Annotated in this window: 26 protein-coding genes; 10 read left to right on the forward strand and 16 right to left on the reverse strand. The window is 59.1% G+C overall.

Annotation, left to right across the window (positions count from 1 at the left end):
- Positions 1–249: 249 nt before the first annotated feature.
- The 11 genes from FD715_RS18655 to FD715_RS18705 form a co-directional block, all read right to left on the reverse strand.
- Positions 250–1,011, reverse strand: a complete 762-nt coding sequence (locus FD715_RS18655; RefSeq protein ID WP_147113541.1) for an SDR family NAD(P)-dependent oxidoreductase — start codon at positions 1,009–1,011, stop codon at positions 250–252.
- A 13-nt stretch (positions 1,012–1,024) separates the two neighbouring features.
- Positions 1,025–2,011: an acetamidase/formamidase family protein gene (locus FD715_RS18660; RefSeq protein WP_147113544.1), complete on the reverse strand. Its 987-nt coding sequence runs from the start codon at positions 2,009–2,011 to the stop codon at positions 1,025–1,027.
- Positions 2,012–2,042: 31 nt separating this feature from the next.
- Complete coding sequence (locus FD715_RS18665) at positions 2,043–2,567, reverse strand: hypothetical protein (protein ID WP_147113547.1); 525 nt, start codon at positions 2,565–2,567, stop codon at positions 2,043–2,045.
- A gap of 1 nt (position 2,568) precedes the next feature.
- A complete protein-coding gene (locus FD715_RS18670; protein WP_147113550.1) occupies positions 2,569–2,859 on the reverse strand; it encodes a putative quinol monooxygenase in 291 nt (96 codons plus the stop codon).
- A gap of 63 nt (positions 2,860–2,922) precedes the next feature.
- The gene (locus FD715_RS18675) at positions 2,923–4,482 is read right to left on the reverse strand and encodes an amidase (RefSeq protein WP_147113553.1); all 1,560 of its coding nucleotides are present in this window, start codon (positions 4,480–4,482) and stop codon (positions 2,923–2,925) included.
- Between the two features lie 65 nt (positions 4,483–4,547).
- A complete protein-coding gene (locus FD715_RS18680) occupies positions 4,548–5,255 on the reverse strand; it encodes an ABC transporter ATP-binding protein (protein ID WP_147113556.1) in 708 nt (235 codons plus the stop codon).
- Positions 5,252–5,974 (reverse strand): ATP-binding cassette domain-containing protein, encoded by a 723-nt coding sequence (locus FD715_RS18685; protein ID WP_147113559.1) that lies wholly within the window; start codon positions 5,972–5,974, stop codon positions 5,252–5,254. Before FD715_RS18685 ends, FD715_RS18680 begins: the two co-directional genes overlap by 4 nt.
- Complete coding sequence (locus tag FD715_RS18690) at positions 5,971–7,008, reverse strand: branched-chain amino acid ABC transporter permease (protein ID WP_147113562.1); 1,038 nt, start codon at positions 7,006–7,008, stop codon at positions 5,971–5,973. Before FD715_RS18690 ends, FD715_RS18685 begins: the two co-directional genes overlap by 4 nt.
- The gene (locus FD715_RS18695) at positions 7,008–7,874 is read right to left on the reverse strand and encodes a branched-chain amino acid ABC transporter permease (protein WP_147113565.1); all 867 of its coding nucleotides are present in this window, start codon (positions 7,872–7,874) and stop codon (positions 7,008–7,010) included. Before FD715_RS18695 ends, FD715_RS18690 begins: the two co-directional genes overlap by 1 nt.
- Positions 7,875–7,884: 10 nt before the next feature.
- A complete protein-coding gene (locus FD715_RS18700; protein WP_147113568.1) occupies positions 7,885–9,123 on the reverse strand; it encodes an ABC transporter substrate-binding protein in 1,239 nt (412 codons plus the stop codon).
- A gap of 105 nt (positions 9,124–9,228) precedes the next feature.
- On the reverse strand, positions 9,229–10,749 hold the full coding sequence (locus FD715_RS18705; RefSeq protein WP_147113571.1) for an amidase: 1,521 nt from the start codon (positions 10,747–10,749) through the stop codon (positions 9,229–9,231).
- Positions 10,750–11,178: 429 nt separating this feature from the next.
- On the opposite strand from FD715_RS18705, the gene nthA reads away from it, so the two are divergent.
- The 4 genes from nthA to FD715_RS18720 are packed head-to-tail and all read left to right on the forward strand — an operon-like array spanning position 11,179 to position 12,865.
- On the forward strand, positions 11,179–11,787 hold the full coding sequence (nthA, locus tag FD715_RS18710) for a nitrile hydratase subunit alpha (protein WP_147113574.1): 609 nt from the start codon (positions 11,179–11,181) through the stop codon (positions 11,785–11,787).
- A gap of 30 nt (positions 11,788–11,817) precedes the next feature.
- Positions 11,818–12,129 (forward strand): SH3-like domain-containing protein, encoded by a 312-nt coding sequence (locus FD715_RS22960; protein ID WP_255450671.1) that lies wholly within the window; start codon positions 11,818–11,820, stop codon positions 12,127–12,129.
- Positions 12,129–12,482: an SH3-like domain-containing protein gene (locus FD715_RS22965; RefSeq protein ID WP_255450672.1), complete on the forward strand. Its 354-nt coding sequence runs from the start codon at positions 12,129–12,131 to the stop codon at positions 12,480–12,482. The genes FD715_RS22960 and FD715_RS22965 overlap by 1 nt, the downstream gene beginning before the upstream one ends.
- Positions 12,479–12,865, forward strand: coding sequence for a nitrile hydratase accessory protein (locus FD715_RS18720; RefSeq protein ID WP_147113577.1), 387 nt, complete (start codon positions 12,479–12,481; stop codon positions 12,863–12,865). Before FD715_RS22965 ends, FD715_RS18720 begins: the two co-directional genes overlap by 4 nt.
- Before the next feature lie 70 nt (positions 12,866–12,935).
- Here the strand turns inward: FD715_RS18720 and FD715_RS18725 are convergent, their stop codons facing one another.
- Positions 12,936–13,280: a MarR family winged helix-turn-helix transcriptional regulator gene (locus FD715_RS18725; protein WP_223274976.1), complete on the reverse strand. Its 345-nt coding sequence runs from the start codon at positions 13,278–13,280 to the stop codon at positions 12,936–12,938.
- 169 nt (positions 13,281–13,449) lie between these two features.
- Between FD715_RS18725 and FD715_RS18730 the strand changes: the two genes are divergently transcribed.
- Together FD715_RS18730 and FD715_RS18735 are read left to right on the forward strand one after the other, a co-directional pair.
- The gene (locus FD715_RS18730) at positions 13,450–14,583 is read left to right on the forward strand and encodes a substrate-binding domain-containing protein (RefSeq protein WP_147113584.1); all 1,134 of its coding nucleotides are present in this window, start codon (positions 13,450–13,452) and stop codon (positions 14,581–14,583) included.
- Between the two features lie 683 nt (positions 14,584–15,266).
- On the forward strand, positions 15,267–15,860 hold the full coding sequence (locus FD715_RS18735; protein ID WP_147113588.1) for a hypothetical protein: 594 nt from the start codon (positions 15,267–15,269) through the stop codon (positions 15,858–15,860).
- Between the two features lie 99 nt (positions 15,861–15,959).
- Here FD715_RS18735 and FD715_RS18740 read toward each other — a convergent pair whose 3' ends face one another.
- Positions 15,960–16,838 carry an IS1595 family transposase gene (locus tag FD715_RS18740; protein ID WP_147113592.1) on the reverse strand — a complete coding sequence of 293 codons (879 nt, stop codon included), beginning with the start codon at positions 16,836–16,838 and terminating at the stop codon, positions 15,960–15,962.
- Positions 16,839–17,328: 490 nt separating this feature from the next.
- On the opposite strand from FD715_RS18740, the gene dusA reads away from it, so the two are divergent.
- The 3 genes from dusA to FD715_RS18755 are packed head-to-tail and all read left to right on the forward strand — an operon-like array spanning position 17,329 to position 19,923.
- Positions 17,329–18,339 carry a tRNA dihydrouridine(20/20a) synthase DusA gene (dusA, locus tag FD715_RS18745; RefSeq protein WP_147113595.1) on the forward strand — a complete coding sequence of 337 codons (1,011 nt, stop codon included), beginning with the start codon at positions 17,329–17,331 and terminating at the stop codon, positions 18,337–18,339.
- 28 nt (positions 18,340–18,367) lie between these two features.
- Complete coding sequence (locus tag FD715_RS18750; RefSeq protein ID WP_147113598.1) at positions 18,368–19,189, forward strand: sulfite exporter TauE/SafE family protein; 822 nt, start codon at positions 18,368–18,370, stop codon at positions 19,187–19,189.
- Positions 19,186–19,923: a hypothetical protein gene (locus FD715_RS18755; RefSeq protein ID WP_147113601.1), complete on the forward strand. Its 738-nt coding sequence runs from the start codon at positions 19,186–19,188 to the stop codon at positions 19,921–19,923. The genes FD715_RS18750 and FD715_RS18755 overlap by 4 nt, the downstream gene beginning before the upstream one ends.
- 31 nt (positions 19,924–19,954) lie before the next feature.
- On the opposite strand, the gene FD715_RS18760 is transcribed toward FD715_RS18755, so the two are convergent.
- Genes FD715_RS18760 through ccmI form a run of 3 tightly spaced genes read right to left on the reverse strand, consistent with a single transcriptional unit; the run spans position 19,955 to position 21,884 of the window.
- On the reverse strand, positions 19,955–20,197 hold the full coding sequence (locus tag FD715_RS18760) for a DUF1289 domain-containing protein (protein WP_147113605.1): 243 nt from the start codon (positions 20,195–20,197) through the stop codon (positions 19,955–19,957).
- Positions 20,194–20,670, reverse strand: a complete 477-nt coding sequence (gene ruvX, locus FD715_RS18765) for a Holliday junction resolvase RuvX (RefSeq protein WP_147113608.1) — start codon at positions 20,668–20,670, stop codon at positions 20,194–20,196. Before ruvX ends, FD715_RS18760 begins: the two co-directional genes overlap by 4 nt.
- Complete coding sequence (gene ccmI, locus FD715_RS18770; protein ID WP_147113611.1) at positions 20,667–21,884, reverse strand: c-type cytochrome biogenesis protein CcmI; 1,218 nt, start codon at positions 21,882–21,884, stop codon at positions 20,667–20,669. Before ccmI ends, ruvX begins: the two co-directional genes overlap by 4 nt.
- A 206-nt stretch (positions 21,885–22,090) precedes the next feature.
- Here ccmI and FD715_RS18775 point away from each other — a divergent pair, with 206 nt between their 5' ends.
- Complete coding sequence (locus tag FD715_RS18775) at positions 22,091–23,335, forward strand: sarcosine oxidase subunit beta family protein (RefSeq protein WP_147113614.1); 1,245 nt, start codon at positions 22,091–22,093, stop codon at positions 23,333–23,335.
- Position 23,336 lies beyond the last annotated feature (1 nt).

Raw genomic sequence — 23,336 nt, forward strand, 5'->3', positions numbered from 1 at the left:
TCTGCCAAACATGATCTAAGTCCGAATGCGGCGCCTGTTGTATCGGAAAGGTATCTCGCGCTCTTTGCGACCTGGAATGCACGCCCGTTCCCTCCTCCAAAACAACGTAGTCAAAACGACCACACCGTCGCCGTGATGCGCCAAATGCCGCCGCAGCAATCATTCAAACGCGATCAGCGAGCCCAAAGCGGAACTAACGTTTCCTGTTTGCTTGCGAACGCTAACATGTCATGCGCAATGCAGCCCCGGCTAAAGCTGCACACCTTTGGTCAAGGCTCCATCAATCACAAGATTTGTTCCTGTGGTGAAACTGGAACAAGGCGCAGATAAGAACACAACTCCGGCAGCGACCTCTTCGGGCGTACCCATGCGACCCGTTGGGTTGAGCGACATGGCCTCGGCAAAAAGCTCGGGATTGCCTTCTTCGATCTGCTGCCAGATGCCCCCTGGGAAGTAGGTGTTGCCTGGTGAGACCGTGTTGGCACGGATCCCTTTCCTCGCCAATTTGTATGCTAAACCCTGCGCGTAATGCACTAACGCGGCTTTGAATGCCCCGTAACTCGGCCCGGTAAAATCTATCTCGCGCCCCGACACTGACGAGATCAGGGTAATTGCTGCATGATTTGACTTTTCCAACCAAGGCATCGCGGCGTTCACCAGGCGGACGGAGTGCATCATGTCGGTGTCGAAACCGGCATTCCAAGCGGCTTCATCGTCGCCGACGGCCAACGCAGACACATTGGCGATGATGATGTCGATGCCTCCGAGCGCTGCGGCGCTTTCGGTAACCCAGCCCTCCAGCGCGCTCTTGTCGGACACGTCCACCGGCGCACCAGAACACAAGGTGCCGTGGGCCTTCAGGTCGGCTACCGCGGCCGCGACCTCGGTCGCGCTGCGTGCGCAGATCGACACATTGGCCCCTTCCCGCACCATCAAATCGGCGCAGCGTTGGCCTATGCCCTTGCTGCCGCCGGTTATCAGAACATTCAGCCCTTTCAATCCCAGATCCATGGCCGTCTCCTTCTCAAACCAAGTAGCGTTTCAGGATCGAAGCCCCGACCGAGTATTTCGGATCGACCATATTGCCCAAGCGCACCTTGCCGCACATCGTCAACAGCATATAGGCTTCCTCTTCCGACTGCCTGGTCTGCGCAGCAACCCAGCGGACCAATTCGCGATAAGCAATCCGCGAGGCGTCCTCCAGCGGGCGGGCGCTGCCGACGAACATCATGGCGTCTTCGGTCTCCAGCTGGGGCCAAGCATTGCCATGCCCCTTTATCAGATCAATCTGCAGCTCCACCGTCGCAGGGATTTCAAGCGCCACACCGCAAAGCTCACCATCGCCCTGAATAGCATGGCAATCCCCGACATAGAGATACCCGCCCGGCGTATTGACGGGCAGATAGATGATCGCCCCCGGTGCCACATCGGGCAGGTCCATGTTACCGCCGTAGTAATCCGGCTGCAGCGACGAAATCGCCTCGATCTCGGGCGCGGTCCCAATAGTGCCGATGAAGGGCTCATAGGGGAGTGTCAGCGTGTCGGACCAATGCACGCCCTCTTCATCCACCACCACTTTCTTAACGATCTCGGGTAAGGGCGCGTTCAGCATTGCGGTCTGACCAGTTGAGACCAGGCCCCCGAATTCTGGGATAAGACATGTTGTGCCCACAGGTTGCGGCCCACGTGGCGTGATCGAGATAATTCGCACCGCCAAGGCATCGCCCTTTTCCGCACCGCGCACATGGATCGGGCCGGATTGCGGGTTGAGGAAAGGGAATTGCAGGATCTCGGACGGTTTATCCGCCTCGCTCAGGATCTTGCCCTCAAAGGCGTCATGGGTTTCGACTGTGACGACAGCACCCGGCTCGATCTCCAGCACCGGATCGGCATAGGGCCCATAGACGTAGTGAAAGGTTTTCTGATCTTCGACGGTCAGCTTGTACGCCGCACCAGCGATACCGCCAGCCACCCCCTTTTGTCCCATGATCGACCGTTTCAACCACTCCATACGCGCGTCTCCCTCTTGCTGTTGGTCACGTTCAGATATGCACTCCACCATCTTTGGACCAAGATGGCAGCGCAGCTAAGGCCGCTGTCGATGCGCTTTGCGTCTGGGGGAAGCGCTCACCGGCCACCGGGGCTAGCCCAGGCATCCAGGTCTCATGAATAAAGGACCAGGCCACACCCAACGGTGCAGAGGCGGCCGCGGTGTAGAGGACCGTCGACAGCCGGGCCGAGCTTTGACCATCGAGATCATGCCATTCCTCATAACTGACCAACGCGTGATCTTTCCAACGCCGCAGAACGCTTGCGTTTTCAACCCTGATCACAAACACCTCGCCCTGCGCAGACAGCGAGCCATGGATGGCCTCGAACTCCGTGAGCAAAGCGGCACGTTCCGTAATGGTGCCCAACGGGCTCACCACGCGGCAGGGATCGCCGAGCGCGTCGGCGAAGGGGGCAAAGCCCGCTGGCGTCCGCGGCAACGTCCCGCGCAGCCAGTCTTGCAGGACCACATGTAGCCTGTGCGCCTCTTCGATACAGGCGCTTGCGAACCTATCCATCTTATGTGACTTCGCGACAGGTGTGCAGCACCACGTCACCCTCGATCAAACCCGGGGCCTTGGCAAAAAACTGTGCGACAGCCTCCGACCCATTGTGCGTATCCTTGGCGGCCTCATCCACGAACCGTTCGTAGGTTGTGAAGATTGCTGTGTCCTCAAGGCTTTGCGCCACGTGGAAGCCAAGAGTACCGGGCTCATGCGCGGCCACATACGCAGCAACTTCCAAGAGGGCATCCTGCAAGGCTGTCTCTTGTCCGGGCTTAGACTGGATAATGGCCGTAATCGTGATCATGTGGCCCTCCGATGACTGGAGAAACCGGGGCCGACACAGCACAGGATCAGCCCCGGATCATGGTTACTCTGCGGGGGTCAGCTCAGGTTCGGGCGTGACCGCCTTGGGTGCGGTCGCCGCTACACCCACCGTTGCCTCATATGCGGCAGCCGCGGCATAGACGGTGCTTTCGGTGTAATCCGCCCCAGTCAACATCAGACCGACAGGCAGGCCATCGACCTCACCGCAGGGGATCGACATAGACGGATGACCGGTCACGTCGAATTGCGACGTATTGGCGATCATCTCAAACGCCCGCGCGATAACTTCAGAGATCGGTGCGCCGGGCTCGGGCAGTTTCGATGCAGTGATCGGCAGCGTCGGCATCAACAGCAGGTCGTAGTCAGCAAAGACGGCATCATAGGCCGCCTTGACCTTGCGCGACAGGTTCTGCGCCTTGGCGTAGTAGCGGCCATTGTAGTGGTCGATGCCGTATTGCCCGATCAACATACAGATCTTCAGGCTTTCGGACAGATCATCCGCCTTGCCGCGCCAGTTTGCATGATAGTCCATCAGCCCGACGTCGTAGGCCCCTTTCCAGTTCATGCCCATGCCGTTGCCCTGCATCATCTGCCACTGCAGGCCTTCAATCGCAATTGGCCCCCAGACGGCGGCGGCCAAGAGATGCTCGGGGATCGAAATCTCTTCGACCGTGGCCCCCAGACCGCGATAGGTCTCTGCTGCCTCTTTCACGGCATCCGCGACGCCGGGCATCATGTTGCCTGCCACAAAGCCCTCTTTCAGAACGCCGATTTTCATGCCGGTTACACCGCGATCGAGCGCGCTTGTGTAGCCGTCGACCTTCGGTGCGTATTGGCGCGGATCCAGGCCATCAGCGCCTGCCAAAACCTCAAGCATCAGGGCGTTGTCGGCCACGGACATGGTCATCGGGCCAGTGTGGTCAATCGTGCTCTCGATGGGCATGACGCCGGTGTAGGGCACCAGACCATGCGTTGGTTTCATGCCTGAGATCCCGCAGTAGGACGCAGGCATCCGGATCGACCCGCCCTGGTCGCCACCGATGGCCATATCGACCTCGCCTGCGGCCACAAGCGCTGCGCTGCCGGAGGACGACCCACCCGCCGAGTAGCCCATTTTGCGCGGGTTATGCACCATCGACGGCTTGGAGGTGTGGCTGCCGCCCGACAGGCAAAAGTATTCGCAAACTGCCTTGCCCTTGATCGTGGCTCCGGCATTCAAAAGCCGCGTGACGATGGTTGCATCAGCGACCGGCACAAAGCCCTCCAGCGTCGAGGCACCATTTGTCATCGGCACGCCAGCCAAGGCCACGTTATCCTTAAGAGCCACGGTCTTGCCTTTAAGCTTTCCGCTTGCCGCCCCTTCAACGTCAACTTTGCGGGCCCAGGCACCGAATGGATTTTCAGGCGCCGAGGGCGCATAGCCTGACGTGCGTGGATACATCACAGGTGGCGTAAAGTCCGGCTCTGCATCAACCACATCATAAGCGTCGAGGTTTGGCTGCATCAGCGTGTGATACTCTTCGGCCTCGGCCCGGGTCAGGCTCATTCCCAGCCCTTCCGCAATCTCTAGCACCTTGTCGACTGTAGGTCGTGTGATGGTCATGGGTTGTCTCCTCTGGGTCAGTTGAGTTGTGCAAATGCGGCCTCCCCGCCGCATCGCTTAGATGGTCAGGCCGTTGTCATTCCAACGAATTCAGCAACGGTTTCGGGGTTTTTCAGATCCTGCGGGGAAAGCTCACCGGTGATCGCGCCTTTCTGAATGATCAGTACGCGGCCCGACAGCGCCGCAATGAAATCAAGGTTTTGCTCCACCAGCACCAGCGACAGGCCCCGGTCCCGAAGCGCCTTCAGCGTGTCCACGATTTCCTCAAGGATAGACGGCTGGATGCCTTCTGTAGGCTCATCCAAAAGCATCAGTTTGGGCCGGGCGCAGAGGCACCTGGCCAGTGCTAGCAATTGCTGTTCCCCGCCCGAAAGCGCACCCCCGCGGCGGTCGAGCAAGCGATGCAGGCGCGGTAAGAGATCCAGAATGTCGCCTAACAGGTCAGCGTCTTCGGCCTTGCTGCCCGCCATCCCCATGCGTAGGTTTTCGTGCACGGTGAGGTCTGGAAAAATCTGGCGACCCTGCGGAACCAGGCCCAAACCGGCGAGCGCGCGCTTGTGCGCAGGCTGCCGGGTCACATCCTCGCCGTTGAAGCGGACGGTGCCACCGGTGGCGGGCAAATGCCCCATCAACGTGTTCATCAGCGTCGTCTTGCCCATGCCGTTATGGCCAAGGATGCCAAGAAACTCGCCTTCTTCGACATTGAGCGTGACACCGGCGAGGATCGGAATCCGGCCGTAGCCGGAGCGCAGCGCATCGACTTCGAGGATCATGCCGCAAGCCCTTTGCCGAGATAGACATCGCGCACGCGGGCATCTTCTAGCACGCGTGATACATCATCCTCGATCAGCACGGCCCCCTGATGCAACACAGTCACCGTCTTGGCGATCATCTTGATGAATTGCATGTCATGTTCCACGACGACCAAAGCACGCGACCGATTGATATCCTGTATAAGTTCTGCGGTGCGCTCGACCTCCTCGTGGGTCATGCCCGCTGCCGGCTCATCCAGGAGGATCAGCTCAGGTTCACCCGCCAGTACGGTGCCGATCTCGACCCATTGCCGCTGTCCGTGGGCCAATTGGCCAACTTCCTTGTGGGCAATGGCGGTGAGGCGCAATTCCGACAAGATCTGGTCGGTCAATTCTGTTGCATAGGCAGGCGTGTGTTTGTGCCGCGCGGCAATCCAGAGGTTTTCCTGAACCGTCATTGCATTGAAAACGTTTGGAACTTGCGTCTTGATGCCCACGCCCAGCCGCGCAATTTCATGTGGCCGGGCACCCGAGATGTCTTGGCCCCGCAGATGCACGTGCCCTTCGGTCGGGTGCAATTGGCCCGTCAGCAGCTTGAAAAAGGTGGACTTGCCAGCGCCATTGGGCCCGATCAGACAGCGCAGTTCAGCCTCCTTGAGGGTGAAGTCGACCTGATCGACCGCCGTGACCCCGCCAAAGCGGATCGTCAGGCCACCGGTTTGCAGCAAGGGCACGCTCATGTCTTCACCTTTGCGGTTGCGTCGGCTGTTGGTGCCGGTGCTGTGTCACGCGACAACCGTGACATCGCCAGATCGCGCAGCGTGGGAGCGATGCCTTTGGGCACCAACAGGACAAAGACGATAAGGATCGCGCCGAGCACAAAATTGGCGTCCATCGCCTGTTGCGCGCCGATTTCTGTGACCAGCCATTGCAGCAGTAGGCAGCCGATGACTGGTCCGATCAGCGTGCCACGCCCGCCAATAATGACCCAGATGATGATCTGCGCCGACAGGCCCAGTGCAAAGATCGTCGGGCTGACGAAGGCCCCCCAGTTGACATAGAGAGCGCCCGCCAACCCGGCGATTGCGCCACCGATCATGAAGGTGATGAGCTTGTAGATGCGCGGGTCGTAGCCCAGCAGGGCGGCCCGTGTTTCGTTCTCGCGGATGGCGACGATGATGCGCCCGAACGAGCTAGCGATCAGCACGCGCAGACCTAGATAGACCAGGATAAGCGCCATGCCGGTCACCATCCACGCCTGTTCTGGTGTCAGGATGTAGCTGGGATCGCCCGGCAGGTTGAAGGTCGGCACTCCCGGGATGCCGTTAAAACCGCCAAGGCGCGCCTCTCCGATCTTGTAGAAATCGCCTGCGGTGGAGTTCACCAGATTGAACAGGATCAACGAGACGGTGAGCGTGATCACCCCCAGATACACATCGCTGATCCCGCCATAAATCATGAAATATCCCAGCAAAGTGGCGAAGATCACTGGGACAAGGATGGCCAGCGCGATGGCGGGGGTGCTGTCGCCAAAGTTGATCGCCGCGACCGCATAGGCATAGGCACCCAGCCCGAAAAACGATGTCTGGCCAAAGCAGAGGATCCCCCCATAGCCCCAAATGAACCCAAGGCTCAGCGCCAGCACTGCCATCGCGGCAAAGACAGTCAGCTGCATGATCTGGAAGAGATCGATGTAAAGCGGTGCGGTCAGGATCGCGACGGCGGCAATGGCCGCCCCGATCAGCGCGCCCCTCATTCCGTTCAAAAGGTGCATTACAAACGTCCCTTGAAAAACCGACCAGAGATGCCCGTAGGCAGCAACCGGATCAGGATGATGGCAGCGATGAAGAGGATCACCTCACCAAAGACCGGCGTGGTCAGGAAGGCCGCGATCTGGTTGATGAAGCCAAAAAGGCCCGAGGCGGAAATCAGGCCCCAGAGGATTGAGGTGCCGCCGCCCACCACAGTGATAAAAGCCTTGGCGATAAACGCGGCCCCCATTGTCGGGACAACCCCGGCAATCGGCGCCAACAACCCGCCCGCAAGGCCCGACATTGCCGCCCCCAACCCGAAGGTGGCCATATAGACCCGCGCCGGGTTGACACCGAGGGTGGCAGCCATGTCGGGGTTCTGCATGACCGCTCGCGCTATGAGACCAGCGCGAGTGAAACGCATCACCCCAAACACCGCCGTCATAAGCAATAGTGCCATGAGCGCCAGAAATGGCGTGTAAAGGCTGGACTGATACGCCCCGACCTGAAATCCGCCCAGAGGCGAGGATACCCCCACAATCGTATTGCCAAAGATCATCGTGGTGCCGCCGACGATGACGAGGCTGAGCCCCCAAGTAGCCAGCATCGAATCCACCAGCCGCCCGTAAAGAAACTGGATCAGGCAACGCTCGACGATCATGCCGACGAGACCCACGAACACGGGCGCAATGACCAGCATGGCAAACCAGATGTTCACACCAGCCGACACCGACAGCACCGTGGCGTAAGCCCCGAGCATGAGGAATTCCCCGTGCGCTAGGTTGATGATTTTCATCATGCCGAAGATCACCGCAAGACCGGCGCTGATCAGCACCAGCGAGGCGATGCCGCTTACAACGTCCAGCCCTACAATGATCGCGATGTCCATGTGCCTGCCCTTAGATATCGATGATGTAGTGGGTGGTGTCGTTCGGGTTCGCTTCGAGATCGCAAACGGCCGCCGTATCCAGCGGTTGTTGCTGCTCAAAGGTTTCCAGCACTTTCCACGCCCGATTTTCGACCTCTGCCAGGAAGGTGTTGCGGGTCACGTGGTGGGTCTTGGGATCAACCACCACCTTGCCGCTCGGCCCTTCAAAGGACAGGCCAGTCTCCAGCGCTTCGATCACCTCCATCCGGTCGACCGATCCCGCCTGTCTGACGCCTTCGGCCCAGAGGTGGACGCCTTCGTAGCTGGCCGCAGCAAGTTCGCTGACGTAAGGGGTCTGTGCCCCGTGCCGGTCCTTGATCGCTTTGACAAAGGCGACGCTGGCTGGCGTGTCGAGCTCTTCGAAGTAGCCGTAGCTGCCCAGAACGCCGGTACTTTCCGCATCCTCCAACGTGGCCGGTTCGTTCACCAGACCGAATGTCGTCGAAGCGATCGGGATTTCGTCCTTCAAACCGGCTGCGGCCCACTGCCGGTAGAAGGCGGTGTGGTTCCCGCCGACCATGGCTGACAGAAGCAAATCGGGCTCCGCCGCCTGAATGCGCGAAATCGACGGGCCGAAATTTGTCACATCCAGCGGGAAGAAGTCGATGGAGGCCACTTCGCCGCCATTGTCTTCAACGTATTTGCGCATCCATTTGGCGGTGATCTGTCCGTAATTGTAATCCGCCGCGATGATGTACGCCTTCTTGCCCCAAAGGTTCATGGCGTGGGGCACCAATTTCTCGACCGTTTGCGCAGGTGTAGTTCCCGTATTGAACGTGTTGCGGTCGCAAACGCCGCCCTCATAGAGCGTGTTGTAGAAATAGAGAGTTCTGAACCGGCTAAAGATCGGCCGGATCGCCTCGCGTGATGCCGAAGTGATACCCCCATGGATCACGTCCACCCTGTCCCGCACAGCCAGTTGCTGGGCAAACTGGGAATAGAGTTGGATGTTGGACTGGGTGTCATAGTTGATCAACTCGACCTCACGCCCCAGCAATCCGCCTGCCGCGTTGATCTCTTCCACAGCCAGCATGATCGCATAAACCATGGGCTCTCCGGTGGCAGCCAGCGGTCCGGCCAAGTCATGCAAGCTACCCAGCTTGATCGGACCATCCTGCGCTCGCGCCACGCTGCCGATAAGCGCAGGCGCGGCCAACGTCGCCCCGCCTGCTGCGGTGTTGCGAATGAACTTACGGCGTGAAAGTGTCATGGAAATACTCCTTCTGTTGGTCTTAGGTCGCGTGCAGTGCCGCGACCGTTTGGTGCGCCGTGCGCCAGGGCAAATCGCGTCGCGCAAGACGGGGTTGCGGCAACGTCACTCGACCGCTGCATTCTCAAACGAAAGCTGTTCAACTGCTGCCGCCGCGCGGTAGAGCGTCTTTTCATCCAGCTTGGCGGCGATAAACATGGCCCCAATCGGTCGGCCATCGCCAGTCGTGCCGGCGGGGACTGAAATGCTGGGGTGGCCCGAGGCACAGGAGGGCGCGGTGTTGGGGATCATGGCAAAGGCACGCTCGACAATCGTCTCGCGGCTGACCTCCGGTCCGGGCAGCGGGTGCGTTGCCATCGGCGTAGTGGGCATCAACAGCACATCAAATCTGGCCAGCAGATCGTCATAGGCCGCCGTCAACAAACGGTTCAGATTCTGCGCCTTGCCGTAATAGCGCCCTTTATGGCGCGACGACATGTAATGGCCCATCAAAAGGCCAAGCTTCAGCGTCTCCGACATATCGTCGGCCTGCTCTTTCCATCTGGATTGCTTGTCCAGCAGGCTTTCGAGAAAGACGCCCTTCATGTTGGTGCCATAGGCGTTTTGGCGCATCATCAATTCGGTGGCACCTTCAAGGAAGATCGGCGTCCAGATCGCAGCACCCGCGGCATGCAGCGGCATCGAGACCTCCTCGACCTCAGCCCCTTGCGTGCTCAACCTGTCGGCCACCTCGCGAATGCGGACATCGACCTCAGTCTCTGCCCCTGGATGCTCAAACCCCTCCGCAAGCAGGCCTACCTTTAGTCCACGCGGCGGCGAACCGAGGTGTTTGGAGTAGTCCTGCGATGGCGCACCCGTCTGGCGCGGGTCAAGCCCGTCCGGTCCGGCCATGACCTCCAGCATCAGTGCATTGTCCGCCACGGTTCGCGTGATCGGCCCGACGTGGTCAACGGTCAATTCGACAGGGAAAACGCCTGTATACGGCACAAGCCCGTGGGTCGGTTTCAGACCGACGACGCCACAAAACGCGGCCGGAATGCGGATCGAACCACCCTGGTCGCCACCCGTCGCCATGTCGACGATGCCCGCCGCCACCAAGGCCGCAGAGCCGGAGGATGACCCGCCCGCGTTGTGCCCCGGAACAACGGGGTTCTCCACAGGACCGCTTGCCGACGTATGGCTGCCGCCGGAGGCACAATAGTACTCACAGACCGACTTGCCGTGGATGTCAGCACCGGCATCAAGCAGGCGTGTGACGATTGTCGCGTCAGTTTCCGGGACATAACCGCCAAGAATGGTCGAACCATTCTCCATCGTGACGCCCGCCACATTGACGTTGTCCTTGATCGCGACGGTCTTGCCCGACAGCTTGCCGTTGGCAGCGCCCTTAATCGTGGTTTTGACGGCCCAGGCATTGAACGGGTTGTCATTCGGGTCGGGCCGGACTCCCGGCGACCGGTCGTATTTGACCTCTGGAAGCGGAGTGTGCATGCCCGCCACAAGGTCATATGCCTCAAAGAGACCTTCCATAAGGCCTAGAAAAGAGGCACTGTCTTGCGAACTAAGATGCAAGCCCAACTCGGCCCCTGCGGCACGCACAGCCTCTGCGTCTGGACGGTCTATCATCTTGGTGGCCCCATCTGTTCAGGCCCGCCCGGGTGCGCGTCCGGGCAGTTAATTGCTGTTTCGCTGCGTCCAAATAGTCAGCATCAGACGCGTAACACGCTGTCTCTACTAAATAAAATGAAGCAGTCGCGTCTTGCCGCACGACGGGGCCTCATGTACTCCCGCTGTCCTTACCCAACCACTAACTGAAAATTAGTTGAATTGGAAAGTTAATTTCGGTTAACCTCTCGATAGCCACACTGCAACAGATCGCAAAAGGAATTTCGACGATTTTTGCAGCCTCTCGACAAGGTGCCCGGTTTTTAATCAGCGACACTCCAGGTTTTGCGCCACCATTAACAGCTTCTCTGGACTGATCGGACTGTGACCAAGCCGCGTCAGTGTGCACCGCAGTTGAGGCGCACCAACATTGCCAAGGAGACGATAAACATGCCTCATGACCATCCCCACGCGCACAACAAACCGCTGTCGGATGTGGAATTGCGCGTCAAGGCGCTGGAATCCGTGCTGAGCGATAAGGGGTTGATCGATCCAGAAGCCATCGATCTGATCGTCGAAACCTATGAGACGAAGATAGGGCCGCGCAACGGCGCGCGTGTCGTTGCAAAGGCATGGTGCGATCCGGCCTACAAAGATCGGCTGCTAACCGATGCCACGGCTGCAATCAGCGAACTCGGCTTTTCCGGCGTGCAGGGCGAGGACATGGTGGTGGTTGAGAACACCGAAACCGTCCATAACATCGTCGTCTGCACCCTGTGCTCTTGCTATCCTTGGCCGACGCTGGGCCTGCCGCCGGTGTGGTACAGGGCTGCACCCTACCGCGCAAAAGTGGTGAAGGACCCGCGCGGCGTTCTCGAAGAATTCGGCGTCACCCTGCCAGAAGATACTGAAATCCGCGTTTGGGACAGCAATGCCGAGTTGCGCTATCTTGTTCTGCCCAAACGACCTGCTGGCACCGACGGGCTGACCGAAGAGCAACTGTCCGAGCTTGTGACCCGCGATGCGATGATCGGAACAGATGTGCTCGCTGCGCGCTGAACGGCCCAACATGACAGAAAGGACAGTCGGATGAATGGCATACATGACCTGGGCGGCATGGACGGGCTTGGACCGATCAACCCCGTCAAAGAAGAGCCTTGTTTCAAGGATGAATGGGAGCGCCGGATGTTCGGCCTCTTTGTCTCCTGCTTTGCGGGCGGGCATTACAACGTGGATGAGTTCCGACATGCTATCGAACGCATGGGCCCGGCGCATTATCTTGAGACTAGTTACTACGAGCATTGGCTCGCCTCGCTTGAGACGCTGCTGACGGAAAAGGGCGTTGTCACCCAGGATGAGTTGGAAGCGCGCAAGAAATTCATCGCGATGGAGGACGCCTGATGCCCACTTTGACCCCAGACATTGTGCCTGGCCTGATTGCCACAGGCGCGTCGGCGCGCCTCGACGAAGACGTGGCCCCTAAATTCAAAGTCGGCGACAGGGTGGAGATGAAGAACATCAACCCTGTGACGCATACCCGCCTGCCACGGTATGTGCGTGGCAAGACCGGCGTTGTGCAGCGCGCTCACGGCGTCTTTGCCTTTCCCGACACCGCAGCCCACGGTCATGGCCACAAAGCGCAACACGTCTATTCCGTCAAGTTCTCGTTCCGTGAGCTTTGGGGCGAGGATCACGCCGAAAACATGTTTCTCTATATCGACATGTTCGACGACTACATGAGGCCGGCACCATGAACGATCAGATCAAGGGGTCCGACTTGAAGCATACGCCGCACCTGCCTCACGACGAAGGCGGCCCGGTGTTCAACGCGCCATGGGAAGCCAAAGCTTTCGCCATAACTGTCGACTTGCACAAGCGCGGTGTCTTTGACTGGTCAGAGTGGTGCGACACCCTCGCGGATGAAATCCGGTCGGCTCAGGCCGCAGGCGATCCAGATCTGGGTGACACTTATTACGCGCACTGGCTCAACGCGTTGGAGACGCTGATCACCGCCAAGAAAGTGAGCACCGCCGAGAGCCTTCTAGCGGCTAAAGATGATTGGCGCGCTGCCGATGAACATCGTGGGTTCGGTGAGGCCCCTGTATTTGTGAAAGGTGCGGCGCAACCCGGTGCCTAAGCGATTGTGAGCTGACCAATACAACGGCTGCATGCACCCCGATGGGTCCCGCAGGCTCGCTTGCCATGGATCATGTCAGCGTTTGAAGTGCTTCGCGCAGTAGCTGCGCCTTTTCCGAACCGATCGTCTCAATGATCCGGTCGTTTTGCTCTTCGACATGCAATACGATCTCGTCAGACAGTTTGACCCCGAGGTCCGTCAACGCCAAGTAGACCCGACGTTGATCATGCGGCGACAGCTGCCGTTGCACCAAACCATCGGCAACCATTCTGTCCACCAGCTTAGTCAGTGTCGGGGGATTCATCAGAACACTATCCGCGAGTTCACGCATTGTGATACCCTTGGTAACACGCAATGACTGCAGCACACGCCACGTCTCGACCTGCACGTTGAGCGTCTTCAATTTGTCGCTCAATTCGACGTGAAGCTTACGATGCGCCGCAGCAAGTGCGTAAGAAATGTACGAGTCTATGGATTTCTGTGGCTTTGTCATCCTGAGACCAGCAGTACACTCGTTGAAAAGTTGACGTTGGACACACCACGTACCACCGTCTTGAATGCAAAACTAGCAGAGAAACAGATCGATGGCTTCGACGCGCGTGCATCTCTGGCGAGCCAACGAAAAGGCGGATCTTTCAACGGACCGACCGGATATACGCACAGACCAAAGGAACGAGCATGCCTACCGCGTCGCCTTGTTAATCCCGATGTGTGGCGCGGCAGGCATGTGGGCGCCGTCCTGCATTGCAAGCGCCGAGGTTGCCTTGCAAGAACTCAACGCACAGTCAGGTATCTGCGGACGTTACGTCGAACTTGTGCTGATCAATGCCGCCATCGAAGCGGAAACACCAGCCGAAACCCTGATTGACGACCTGATCATACAGGGGCAAATCGATGCCATCGTAGGGATGCACATCAGCGCCGTGCGCCAGAGGGTCATCGCAGCCGTCCGCGGCAGAATTCCATTTATCTACACCCCGCTCTACGAGGGTGGTGAGGCGGCACCCGGCGTCTTTGCAATCGGTGATACCCCCGCCCGTCAGCTAGGTCCGGCTATTCGGTACATGAGCGCGCGGTTTCGGCTGAAGAAGTGGGCACTGATCGGAAACGACTACATATGGCCTCGCGTATCGCATGCCCACGCCAAAAAAGAACTGCGCTGCCAGCATCTCGATCTGGCTTCAGAGACTTACTTGCCGTTCAGCTCCAACAAGATCAGTGAGGCCGTGGAGGCCATTGGGGCTTCCGGAGCAGACGCAGTGCTGATTTCACTGGTGGGTCAGGACGCGGTTGTATTCAACCGCATTTTCGGCGCGATGAAGTTGCATGACAGGATGTTCCGCCTGTCCTGCGCCATCGAGGAAAACGGTCTGTTGGCAAGTGGCGTACGAAACCTTGATCGCTTGTTCTCTTCTGCATCCTATTTTGCTCGGCTCGAGACGGCGGAGAATGCTGAATTTCGTGCAAAATACCACAACCTTCATCAAGAGCGCGCGCCGATGCTGAACGCCTTGGGCCAATCGACATATGAGGGGCTTCACTTTCTGGCCAGCTTGGTGAGCCAACCTGGCCAAGACTGGCGGATGCGTGCATCCGAACCAGTTTTATATAAGAGCGCGCGGCGTGGCTTCTATACAACCAATGCCTCCAACACGTCGCCTGTATTTGTCGCACGTGCGAATGGATTTGTTTTCGACGATTTACGAAGGCTTCCCTGACGCAGCCTGAAGTGCACTTGTAACGTAAGCGATAATGCCTCTGGCCCCTGGGCTTATGATGGGTAAGTACGTTTGGGCGATCGGCGTTTTTGTTCGTATCCCAGTCTGCAACTATGCACGGCAAGAAGAATCCGTTTGCGTGGCTAGTTCAACCACGACCACATGACCCGCGCGGAAGATGTTTCTTGTCGTCCCATGCGTCGCCGATTTGGTCGAGGCTCATCAGATCATAGTCCTGCGCGTTGTTGTGGGTGCATCTTTGGCCTAGCAATTGCTGGTCTCTGGAAGGCTCGGGATACTGCGTCCTCAGCAAAATGTGCATCCTAAGATGCTTCAGATAGTTGCTGAACCGGCCCAAACCTGCCATCCAACTAGCGCCTTCGGCGCTGCGGCGCAGCCCGCCAAAGACACCATTCGCTACCATCGCGAAATCCAATTGTGCTGAGAGGTCAGCTAAGCAGGACCAAGCGCTTACTCGCTGCGTAGTTACCAGCTGAGAAGTGTTGTGCTCGTTGACGGAAGCCAACTGCTGAGCGCCACTCTACGTTGTTGTTCGAATGCAAAAACAGTGATCGTGGTTGGCGCGGCCTGACGGAGGTTGGCTGGGAGGTGATCTAGTGGGGTGTATCCCCTCTGCATACGTTGTTCTCGACTCTCGCGGGGGTTCGTGAGATGAGAGGTTCATGCTCAAACGAATTGCGATTTGGCTTTGGAATGCTGGCGGATGGCTTTGGCTGGCCGTCAATGCGGCAACAACCTATGCGACACTGCCCGAGGATATTGAAGAATTCTGGAGGGAGAACATGATGGGTGAGCCGCTCCTGCCATGGCTTGTTGTCGGTACAGGTGCACTTCTTATGCTGTGGGTCTATTACCCAGCATTTCGAGCATGGGGTACCGTCAAAAATGAGCGGGGCGCAGTGGACCGGAGTGTCAGTATTGGCCGCGACAACCTAGCACCAATTTTAACTGGTGACGTTCATATCAACCCAAGGCTTGAGGTCACCGATCACCTCGTTTCAGAACTGGTCCAAGCAATAGACTTGAGTAAACCAGTGGTAGTCGCCTCCGCCATGGACGGTAGGTCCCAGACTTTAAGTTCGGAACTTCGCGAGAGACTGAAAAGCGCCGGTTGCAACGTTTCAAGCGCGACGCTGCAAATTGGCTCTAGTACTGCTATGGTGTACGATAAGCCCGTTACAATCTGGCCTAATGGCTTGCCACTCTTTGGCGGGCAAGAACAGACAGTATTCATTGATGCGGGCGTCCCTCTATGACCAATCTTAAGCAGGCTAGAAACAAAGGCAAAATTGAAGCCTTCATCAAGGAACACGAGGCCGACCCAGACGGCGACCTCGACAAGCTAGACGCCTTGATTAAGCGTCCAGTTCAGGAAAGCGGGAAAGCAACTCATCCAGCATCGTCTCAGGACGCATCCGACGATTGAAGCGGTACTCAAACTCTTTGACGTAACGCTCTAGGTACTTTGGCGAAACGCTGGTGTGCGTGCCTGCAATCGACTTCTTTAAATGGTTGAAGAAGCTCTCAATCTGGTTCGTGCTGGTCCCGTCTGGCGTGGCGTACTCGCCCTTGCCGTGGTTGACCGTCTCGTGGGTGTAGTCGGTGACGGGAAGCGCCTTCTGATAGGCACGCAGTTCGTCCGTGTGAACCTCTGAGCCGGGCTTCACGTGCTCTATAATCTCTGGCACCAATGACCAGCGCGTCTGGTCAGGGACAACTTGCAGGATCGCGTCACCGCCGCGCTCAACCATACCCATGACAACGGTCTTACGTTTACGCCAGTCCATCCCGGTAGTCTTGCCACCCACAAAGGTTTCATCAACCTCTACGACCTCACCAGCGCCGCCCAGAGGCGCATCACCATCGACTGCCGCCATGTGTTCGCGGATCAGCTTCGCCATGCGCCATGCGGTCTTGTACGTCACGCCAAGCTGGCGCTGCAATTCCTTGCCGCTCACGCCGTGCTTTGACGTGGTGAAAAGGAAGATAGCGTAGAACCAGAGTTGCAGCGGTGTGCGCGACTTTTCAAAGATGCTGCCAACCATCGGGTGGATGTGGTGGCCGCACCACTGGCACGAATAGGCCTGCTCATTGGTCAGGCGATACCACTTCGCCTCGCGCTCACACTTGGGGCATTCGTGGCCCTGACCAAAGCGGACGTTGAACAAATGCTCAAGACAGGCTTCATCGTTGGGGAATTGTGTGAAGAACTGGCGTACGTTGGTCTGTTTCATACCCTTTACGTGGGTATTGGTCTACCGTATGTCAAGGGGATACACCCCAGATAATCTATAGTAATCGCTATCCTGAAAGCTTGGATTACAGGCAGGCAGGCTGGTTGCGCATCAGTACGCGGGATTATCCGTTCCCTAGAGCAACGCAAAGGAAACGGCAAAAAAAGGGCAAGCCATCCAACGTTTTTGTCGTTTTGGGAACTGCCGAATACGTGTCGTGACAAGCTGGTTCGGGGGAGCTTTCGTGAGATTGCTCCCAATTACGACGGAGCCGGTTTGTGTGTTTATCGGCAGTGCGCTGACGGTCGTCGGTCGTTTTGACCTCAACGTGGCAACGCCGAGGCGTCGTTACTAGTCTTTTTCGCCCTTGACGCCAATGCTGCCGGTCGCACGTCTTTGCGCGAGGCGGGATGGCTTATCATACACTACCTGCGTATCGTGCACGGAATAGGTCCCACCTGAAAACTTTTGAACCTTTGGAGAGTGTTCAATGCCCAAGAACGCAGCCACTAAGGCAGCGAGACTATCGACTGCCCCCATGATGGATTGGACGGATCGGCATTGCCGCTACCTCCACCGGCAGCTGAGCACGCATGCGCTGCTATACACGGAAATGGTGACGGCGCCTGCGTTGGTGCGTGGCGGCGCATTGCATCTGTTAGACCACGATCCAGCTGAACATCCAGTGGCGCTGCAGCTTGGCGGCTCTGATCCCGCCGAATTGGCACAGGCGGCGCGATTGGGGGCGGTCGCGGGTTATGACGAGATCAACCTGAATTGCGGCTGCCCATCGGATCGTGTCCAGTCGGGGACATTCGGTGCGATCCTTATGCGCCATCCGGCAACTGTCGCCGCTTGCGTGGCCGAAATGCAGGCCGCAGTGGACGTGCCTGTCACCGTAAAGTGCCGCATCGGTGTGGATGACCAGGATCCCGAAGAGGTGTTGCCAGAGTTCCTGTCCCGTATCGTTGCCGCCGGTTGCGAGCGGGTCACAATTCATGCCCGCAAGGCCTGGCTCAAGGGGCTGAGCCCCAAGGAAAATCGCGATATTCCCCCGCTGGACTATGACCTCGTTCAAAGAATGAAGGGGCTCTTTCCCAATCTGCACATTTCCATCAACGGCGGTGTCACTTCGTTGGAGCAGGCGGAAGCGTTGCTGGACAGTGGGCTTGACGGCGTCATGATCGGGCGGACAGCCTACCACCAGCCAACAGATATCCTCGCACAAGCGGATCGCAGAATCTTTGGCGCGGGCGAGGACCGATCAGCCGAAACCGCCGTTTTTGCCATGCTGCCCTATATCGAGGCGCATGTGAGTGCGGGCGGACGTCTGCATCAGGTCACACGGCATATGCTGGGCCTGTTTGCCGGACGTCCCGGCGCGCGTGCATGGCGCCGTGTCATCAGCGAGGGTGCCACCAAAGATGGCGCGGGACCGGAACTGGTCGAAGCGGCACTTGCCCACGTCACTGCACTGGTCCCGGACGCCAAAGCGGTGTAGCAGCACGCGACATTCGGCGGAGCCGCTTATGCCGGACACCACTCTTTTCATCCATATGTCGCTGCTGCTTGCGGGCATCGGTGCGTTTGCAGGCGTGTTTGCGGGTCTTCTGGGTGTAGGCGGCGGCATTGTTCTGGTGCCAGCATTCTTCTACGCATTCCAGACCCTCGGCTATGACGGACCCGACGTGATGCAGATGTGTCTGGCCACTTCGCTGGCGACGATCATGGTCACATCCGCGCGCTCTGTTCTCAGTCACCACAAAAAAGAGGCCATTGACTGGGACATTCTGAAAGGCTGGGCGCCGGGTATTATCATCGGCGCTGTGCTGGGGATGCTGTTGGTCGCGCAATTGCGCTCGACGACGCTGCAAGCAACTTTTGGCATCCTGGCCCTTCTCATCGGCCTCTACATGGCGTTTGGCCGGGAAAGCTGGCGGCTGGGCGCGTCCATGCCCGTGGGCGCGCGGCGCGCCGCTGTGTCGCCTGCCATGGGCTTTCTGTCGGTCCTTATGGGGATTGGTGGCGGCAGCTTTGGCGTGCCGTTGATGAGCCTCTTTTCCGTACCGATCCACCGCGCCGTCGCGACGGCCGCAGGCTTTGGCGTGCTGATCGCTGTACCCTCGGTTATCGGCTTTCTAACGGTTGGGATCGAAGGGCCGGTGCCACCTCTGACAATTGGTGCGGTGAACCTGATCGCCTTTGGCATCGTCATCACCATTACATTGATCACGGCGCCCTGGGGCGTGAGGTTGGCACATGCGATGGATCCGGGCCCGCTAAAACGGATTTTTGCGGTTTTTCTGGTGCTGGTTGCCCTGAACATGCTGCGCAAGGTTGTCCTCGGATGATGTCCCGTGATGGCTTTGTCGTGTTCGACCACGATCCACGCACGGCGCGGTGGGCTCATGCCGCGCACAACGTCGCCGCAAGACTGGCAACGGATCCGCAGGTCCGAGCGCAGAACTTGCGTCATGGCGACACCTGGTTCGTGGGTGTCGATCTGCTCCCGAATGACCGCCAAGGCGCTGTCGAAAACGTCCCGCTTGCCGGTCCGTGGCAAACGGATGTGCCCGATCTGCTACTTCATCCGGCACAAGTGTCGATTGTGTATCCCGGCTATCCCGCGCGCGACCCTGATCAGTCCGAGGCAAATCATCGGTACCGCGTGACGCGCATGGCTGCTCATGTGGACGGATTGCTGCCAGAGGGGAAAGACCGGCGGCGCTTTCCACGTGAGTTTCATGCATACATCCTGGGCTTGCCCCTGAAGGACGTGTCCGCATCGCCGACCGTCGTGTGGAAAGGGAGCCACATCATCATGCAGGCTGCCCTTGCCGACGTAATCGGGGGGCGTGACCCCAAGACTGTAGACGTGACAGAGGCCTACCACGCCGCCCGCCGAGAGGTTTTTGAACGCTGCGATGCCGTGCCGATGGCCGCAAGGCCGGGCCAGGCTTTCCTGATCCACCGCATGGCGCTGCACGGGACCGCACCTTGGACCGGGCCGCCAGGTGCAGGGCGTATGATCGCGTTTTTCCGCCCGGAGTTTGCAGACCCTCGAGATTGGCTAAACGATCTTTGAAGGGTCTTGTCGGGTCCCGAGGTGGTCCACGCTACCGTTTCAGCCGGGCCGCCCGTCCGCCGCGCCGTCCCTTGGGGGCTGCCTCCCGGTTCGGCAAGTCCGCCATGATCGCACGACGCTCTTCGGGCGCCATCCGGCTCCACCCGCCAATCTCGTCAATGGAACGGGCGCATCCCGTGCACAGACGCGTCTCGGGATGAATCACGCAGATCTGCACGCAGGGGCTTTCCATCTCGTTGCGTTTCCACACCACTGAACTGGGAACGTCGGTCATGCCTGCCTCTTCATAACTGCCAGCCTGTCCAGCAGTCCCTGCAAGATATAACCGGCGGCCACATGATCAATCACCTCGGCGCGACGTTTCCGTGTCGTATCCGCCTCAAGCAGCGCTTTTTCCGCTGCAACCGTGCTGAGCCGCTCGTCCCAAAAGGTGATGGGGCCGTCCCAAAGCCGCTCGAAATTCCGCGCAAAGGCGCGTGTAGACTGGCAACGCGGCCCCTCGGATCCATCCATGTTGCGCGGCAGGCCGAGGATCAGGCCTCCGACCCGCCGTTCTGCGATGATTTCTTGCAAACGGGCGGCATCCACACCGAATTTCTTTCGGCGCACAGTCTCAAGCGGTGTGGCCACAGACCAGAACGTATCCGATACCGCGACACCAATGGTCTTGTCGCCCAGGTCCAGGCCCATCAGCGCCTGCATCGGCGGCAGGGCGTTCACAAAAGACGCAGTGTCGTCTGTGATCATTCGAGGCCCACGCGGTCGGCCACTTCGCTCAGGATGTCACCGGCGCGAGGGTCGTCGCCGAACACCTCGCGGGCGTTGATCAGAATGGCGCGGGCCTGATCCATCTGACCCAATACGCCAAGGGCAGAAATCAACTGGGCCCAATCCTCTACCGGGCCACCCTCGGTCGCAAGCCTGTCGGACAAGCCCGAAACCATGCCCTGGATCATATCCATACGCTCTGACGGGCTCAGATTTTCGGCTGCCGCGATCTGGTCGGCGTTGGGGCCACGGCCTGTGCCAATGGCAGGCAGGGCGTAGTTGACCCCGGCGCGTATGGCGATGTCCTCGATCTGAGCCGACACGGGGCCGATCCATGGCGCTTCTGCCGGACCTTCCCGCAGCAGTTGGTCCCAGATGCGCAGCGCCGTATCCGGGCGCCCGGTTTGGGCATTCATCAAGCCATAGTAGTAACGGGATGGTCCGTCGGTCGGATCCATCGACAAGGCGCGTTCAAGCACGCCCTCTGCCTCGGGCGACACATATCCGCCAGCCGCGAGGATCAGCAGGTCGGCATATTCCGAAAAGTCGGATGCGGTCGCGTCTGCACCTTTCAGGCTGATCACCTGCGCCTTGGCGGCATGGGCGCGTGCAAAGTTACCAAGCCGCCCCTCGGCTCGGCTTAGTAATTCGTGCCCTTCAATGTCGCCTGGGCGGGTGACGACGGCCTGCCGCAACTGCTCGACCAGCGCGATGTAATCAGGATCGACATCCGCCGGCGGTGGGCGTTGGTCCAGGCTCGCCTCGGCCGTCTCCTGGCTGGGGCGTTCTTCGCGAAGGATTTGTGCAGCCTCGATCCGATCCGCCAGCGCGAGATCGCCGTATCCGGGCGCGCCCAACGCGTCATAGATCACATATGTGCCCACCACGATCGAACCGATGGTTAGCCCAAGCGTGATATACCCGCCGGAGCCTTCCAGCTTCTGCTCTTGCTTTTGCAGTGCGGCATCGGCGGCCAGGATGCGACGCGACACTTCGGTGCGCACCCGGTCGGCATCAGCCTCGGACACCACGCCGCGCGCCAGATCGCGATCCACCTCGCGCAATTGGTCGCGGTACACGTCCAGATCATACGCCGCCGGTGGGCGGTCTCCGACCGAGCCACGCAGCATCGCGCGGGCCAGCGTTGCCAGAACCGCAAGGGTCAAAAGTGCTGTCACAATCCAGAAATACATGCGCCTCACATCCAAGCCTTCACGTCATGTAACCCCTGCATGCGCCACGCAAAAGGGGCCATGCCGGACCCGTTATGTCGCAGGGCTGATGGACGTGTCGCAAATCCGTCAAAAAGCGACGCGGGTGCGGCCCCTTTTTTCGGGCGCAAAGGCGATTAAAACGTGAGAAATCCGCATCGCGATTCCAAGGTTCCAGACGGCTGCACATGAAAAAATACTCTGCCTTTGCCATCGCCCGAGAGGCCGCGCGCTACCACACCGGCTGGGAACGGGCCTGGCGTGCGCCAGAACCGAAGAAGAAATATGATGTGATCATCGTCGGTGCCGGCGGCCACGGGCTCGCGACCGCGTATTATCTGGGCAAGAATTTCGGCATCACGAACGTGGCGATCCTGGAAAAAGGGTGGCTCGGTGGCGGCAATACGGGCCGCAATACGACGATCATCCGCTCGAACTATCTGCAGGATCCCTCGGCCGCCATCTACGAAAAGGCGCGCAGCCTGTATGAGACGATGAGCCAGGATCTGAATTACAACGTCATGTTCAGTCCCCGCGGTGTGATCATGCTGGCGCAGACCCATCACGAGGTTCGCGGTTATCAGCGCACGGCCCACGCCAATGCGCTTCAAGGCGTCAAAACCGAATTCATCGGCCCGGAAAAGGTCAAGGAACTGGTCCCGATCATCCATTTGGACGGCCCACGCTACCCGGTCATGGGAGGTCTGTGGCAAGCGCGCGGCGGCACCGCGCGGCACGACGCGGTCGCCTGGGGCTACGCGCGCGCGTGTTCGGACATGGGCATGGACGTCATCCAGAAATGCGAAGTCACCGCCATCCGGCGCGAGGGCAACAAGGTTGTTGGTGTCGATACCTCCAAGGGTGCCATCGACTGCGACAAGCTGGGCATCGTCGTGGCAGGGCATTCCGGCCACCTGGCCGACATGGCGGGCTTCCGTCTGCCCATTGAGTCCGTCGCCCTTCAGGCGCTGGTGTCAGAGCCGATCAAACCCTGCATGGACGTGGTGGTGATGGCCAACACGGTGCACGGCTACATGAGCCAGTCCGACAAGGGAGAGATGGTGATCGGTGGCGGCACCGACGGGTACAACAATTACACGCAGCGAGGCTCGTTCCACCATATCGAGGAAACAGTGCGTGCCCTGATCGAAACCTTCCCCATGATCTCGCGGCTCAAGATGCTGCGTCAATGGGGCGGTATTGTGGATGTGACGGGTGACCGCTCTCCCATCCTGTCGAAGACACCGGTGGATGGCGTATTCATCAATTGCGGCTGGGGGACTGGCGGGTTCAAGGCGATACCCGGATCCGGCTGGGCCATGGCAGAATTAATCGCCAAGGGTCGGTCACCACTGACCGACGAATTTGGTCTCAACCGCTTCCGCGAGGGGCGGTTCATCGACGAAAGCGTTGCGGCAGGGGTCGCACACTGAT

The organism is Tateyamaria sp. syn59 (assembly GCF_007995245.1).
GTDB lineage: Bacteria > Pseudomonadota > Alphaproteobacteria > Rhodobacterales > Rhodobacteraceae > Tateyamaria.

Excerpts from the sequence above, each read along its gene's own strand:
- ccmI (WP_147113611.1), bottom strand. The coding sequence starts at position 21,884 with ATGTATTTCTGGATTGTGACAGCACTTTTGACCCTTGCGGTTCTGGCA.
- FD715_RS22965 (WP_255450672.1), top strand. The coding sequence starts at position 12,129 with ATGCCCACTTTGACCCCAGACATTGTGCCTGGCCTGATTGCCACAGGC.
- FD715_RS18775 (WP_147113614.1), top strand. The coding sequence starts at position 22,091 with ATGAAAAAATACTCTGCCTTTGCCATCGCCCGAGAGGCCGCGCGCTAC.
- FD715_RS18665 (WP_147113547.1), bottom strand. The coding sequence starts at position 2,567 with ATGGATAGGTTCGCAAGCGCCTGTATCGAAGAGGCGCACAGGCTACAT.
- FD715_RS18720 (WP_147113577.1), top strand. The coding sequence starts at position 12,479 with ATGAACGATCAGATCAAGGGGTCCGACTTGAAGCATACGCCGCACCTG.
- FD715_RS18660 (WP_147113544.1), bottom strand. The coding sequence starts at position 2,011 with ATGGAGTGGTTGAAACGGTCGATCATGGGACAAAAGGGGGTGGCTGGC.
- FD715_RS18700 (WP_147113568.1), bottom strand. The coding sequence starts at position 9,123 with ATGACACTTTCACGCCGTAAGTTCATTCGCAACACCGCAGCAGGCGGG.
- FD715_RS18690 (WP_147113562.1), bottom strand. The coding sequence starts at position 7,008 with ATGCACCTTTTGAACGGAATGAGGGGCGCGCTGATCGGGGCGGCCATT.
- FD715_RS18675 (WP_147113553.1), bottom strand. The coding sequence starts at position 4,482 with ATGACCATCACACGACCTACAGTCGACAAGGTGCTAGAGATTGCGGAA.
- ruvX (WP_147113608.1), bottom strand. The coding sequence starts at position 20,670 with ATGATCACAGACGACACTGCGTCTTTTGTGAACGCCCTGCCGCCGATG.
- FD715_RS18685 (WP_147113559.1), bottom strand. The coding sequence starts at position 5,974 with ATGAGCGTGCCCTTGCTGCAAACCGGTGGCCTGACGATCCGCTTTGGC.
- FD715_RS18705 (WP_147113571.1), bottom strand. The coding sequence starts at position 10,749 with ATGATAGACCGTCCAGACGCAGAGGCTGTGCGTGCCGCAGGGGCCGAG.
- FD715_RS18655 (WP_147113541.1), bottom strand. The coding sequence starts at position 1,011 with ATGGATCTGGGATTGAAAGGGCTGAATGTTCTGATAACCGGCGGCAGC.
- FD715_RS22960 (WP_255450671.1), top strand. The coding sequence starts at position 11,818 with ATGAATGGCATACATGACCTGGGCGGCATGGACGGGCTTGGACCGATC.
- FD715_RS18735 (WP_147113588.1), top strand. The coding sequence starts at position 15,267 with ATGCTCAAACGAATTGCGATTTGGCTTTGGAATGCTGGCGGATGGCTT.
- FD715_RS18740 (WP_147113592.1), bottom strand. The coding sequence starts at position 16,838 with ATGAAACAGACCAACGTACGCCAGTTCTTCACACAATTCCCCAACGAT.
- nthA (WP_147113574.1), top strand. The coding sequence starts at position 11,179 with ATGCCTCATGACCATCCCCACGCGCACAACAAACCGCTGTCGGATGTG.
- FD715_RS18695 (WP_147113565.1), bottom strand. The coding sequence starts at position 7,874 with ATGGACATCGCGATCATTGTAGGGCTGGACGTTGTAAGCGGCATCGCC.
- FD715_RS18750 (WP_147113598.1), top strand. The coding sequence starts at position 18,368 with ATGCCGGACACCACTCTTTTCATCCATATGTCGCTGCTGCTTGCGGGC.
- FD715_RS18760 (WP_147113605.1), bottom strand. The coding sequence starts at position 20,197 with ATGACCGACGTTCCCAGTTCAGTGGTGTGGAAACGCAACGAGATGGAA.
- FD715_RS18680 (WP_147113556.1), bottom strand. The coding sequence starts at position 5,255 with ATGATCCTCGAAGTCGATGCGCTGCGCTCCGGCTACGGCCGGATTCCG.
- FD715_RS18670 (WP_147113550.1), bottom strand. The coding sequence starts at position 2,859 with ATGATCACGATTACGGCCATTATCCAGTCTAAGCCCGGACAAGAGACA.
- dusA (WP_147113595.1), top strand. The coding sequence starts at position 17,329 with ATGCCCAAGAACGCAGCCACTAAGGCAGCGAGACTATCGACTGCCCCC.
- FD715_RS18730 (WP_147113584.1), top strand. The coding sequence starts at position 13,450 with ATGGCTTCGACGCGCGTGCATCTCTGGCGAGCCAACGAAAAGGCGGAT.
- FD715_RS18755 (WP_147113601.1), top strand. The coding sequence starts at position 19,186 with ATGATGTCCCGTGATGGCTTTGTCGTGTTCGACCACGATCCACGCACG.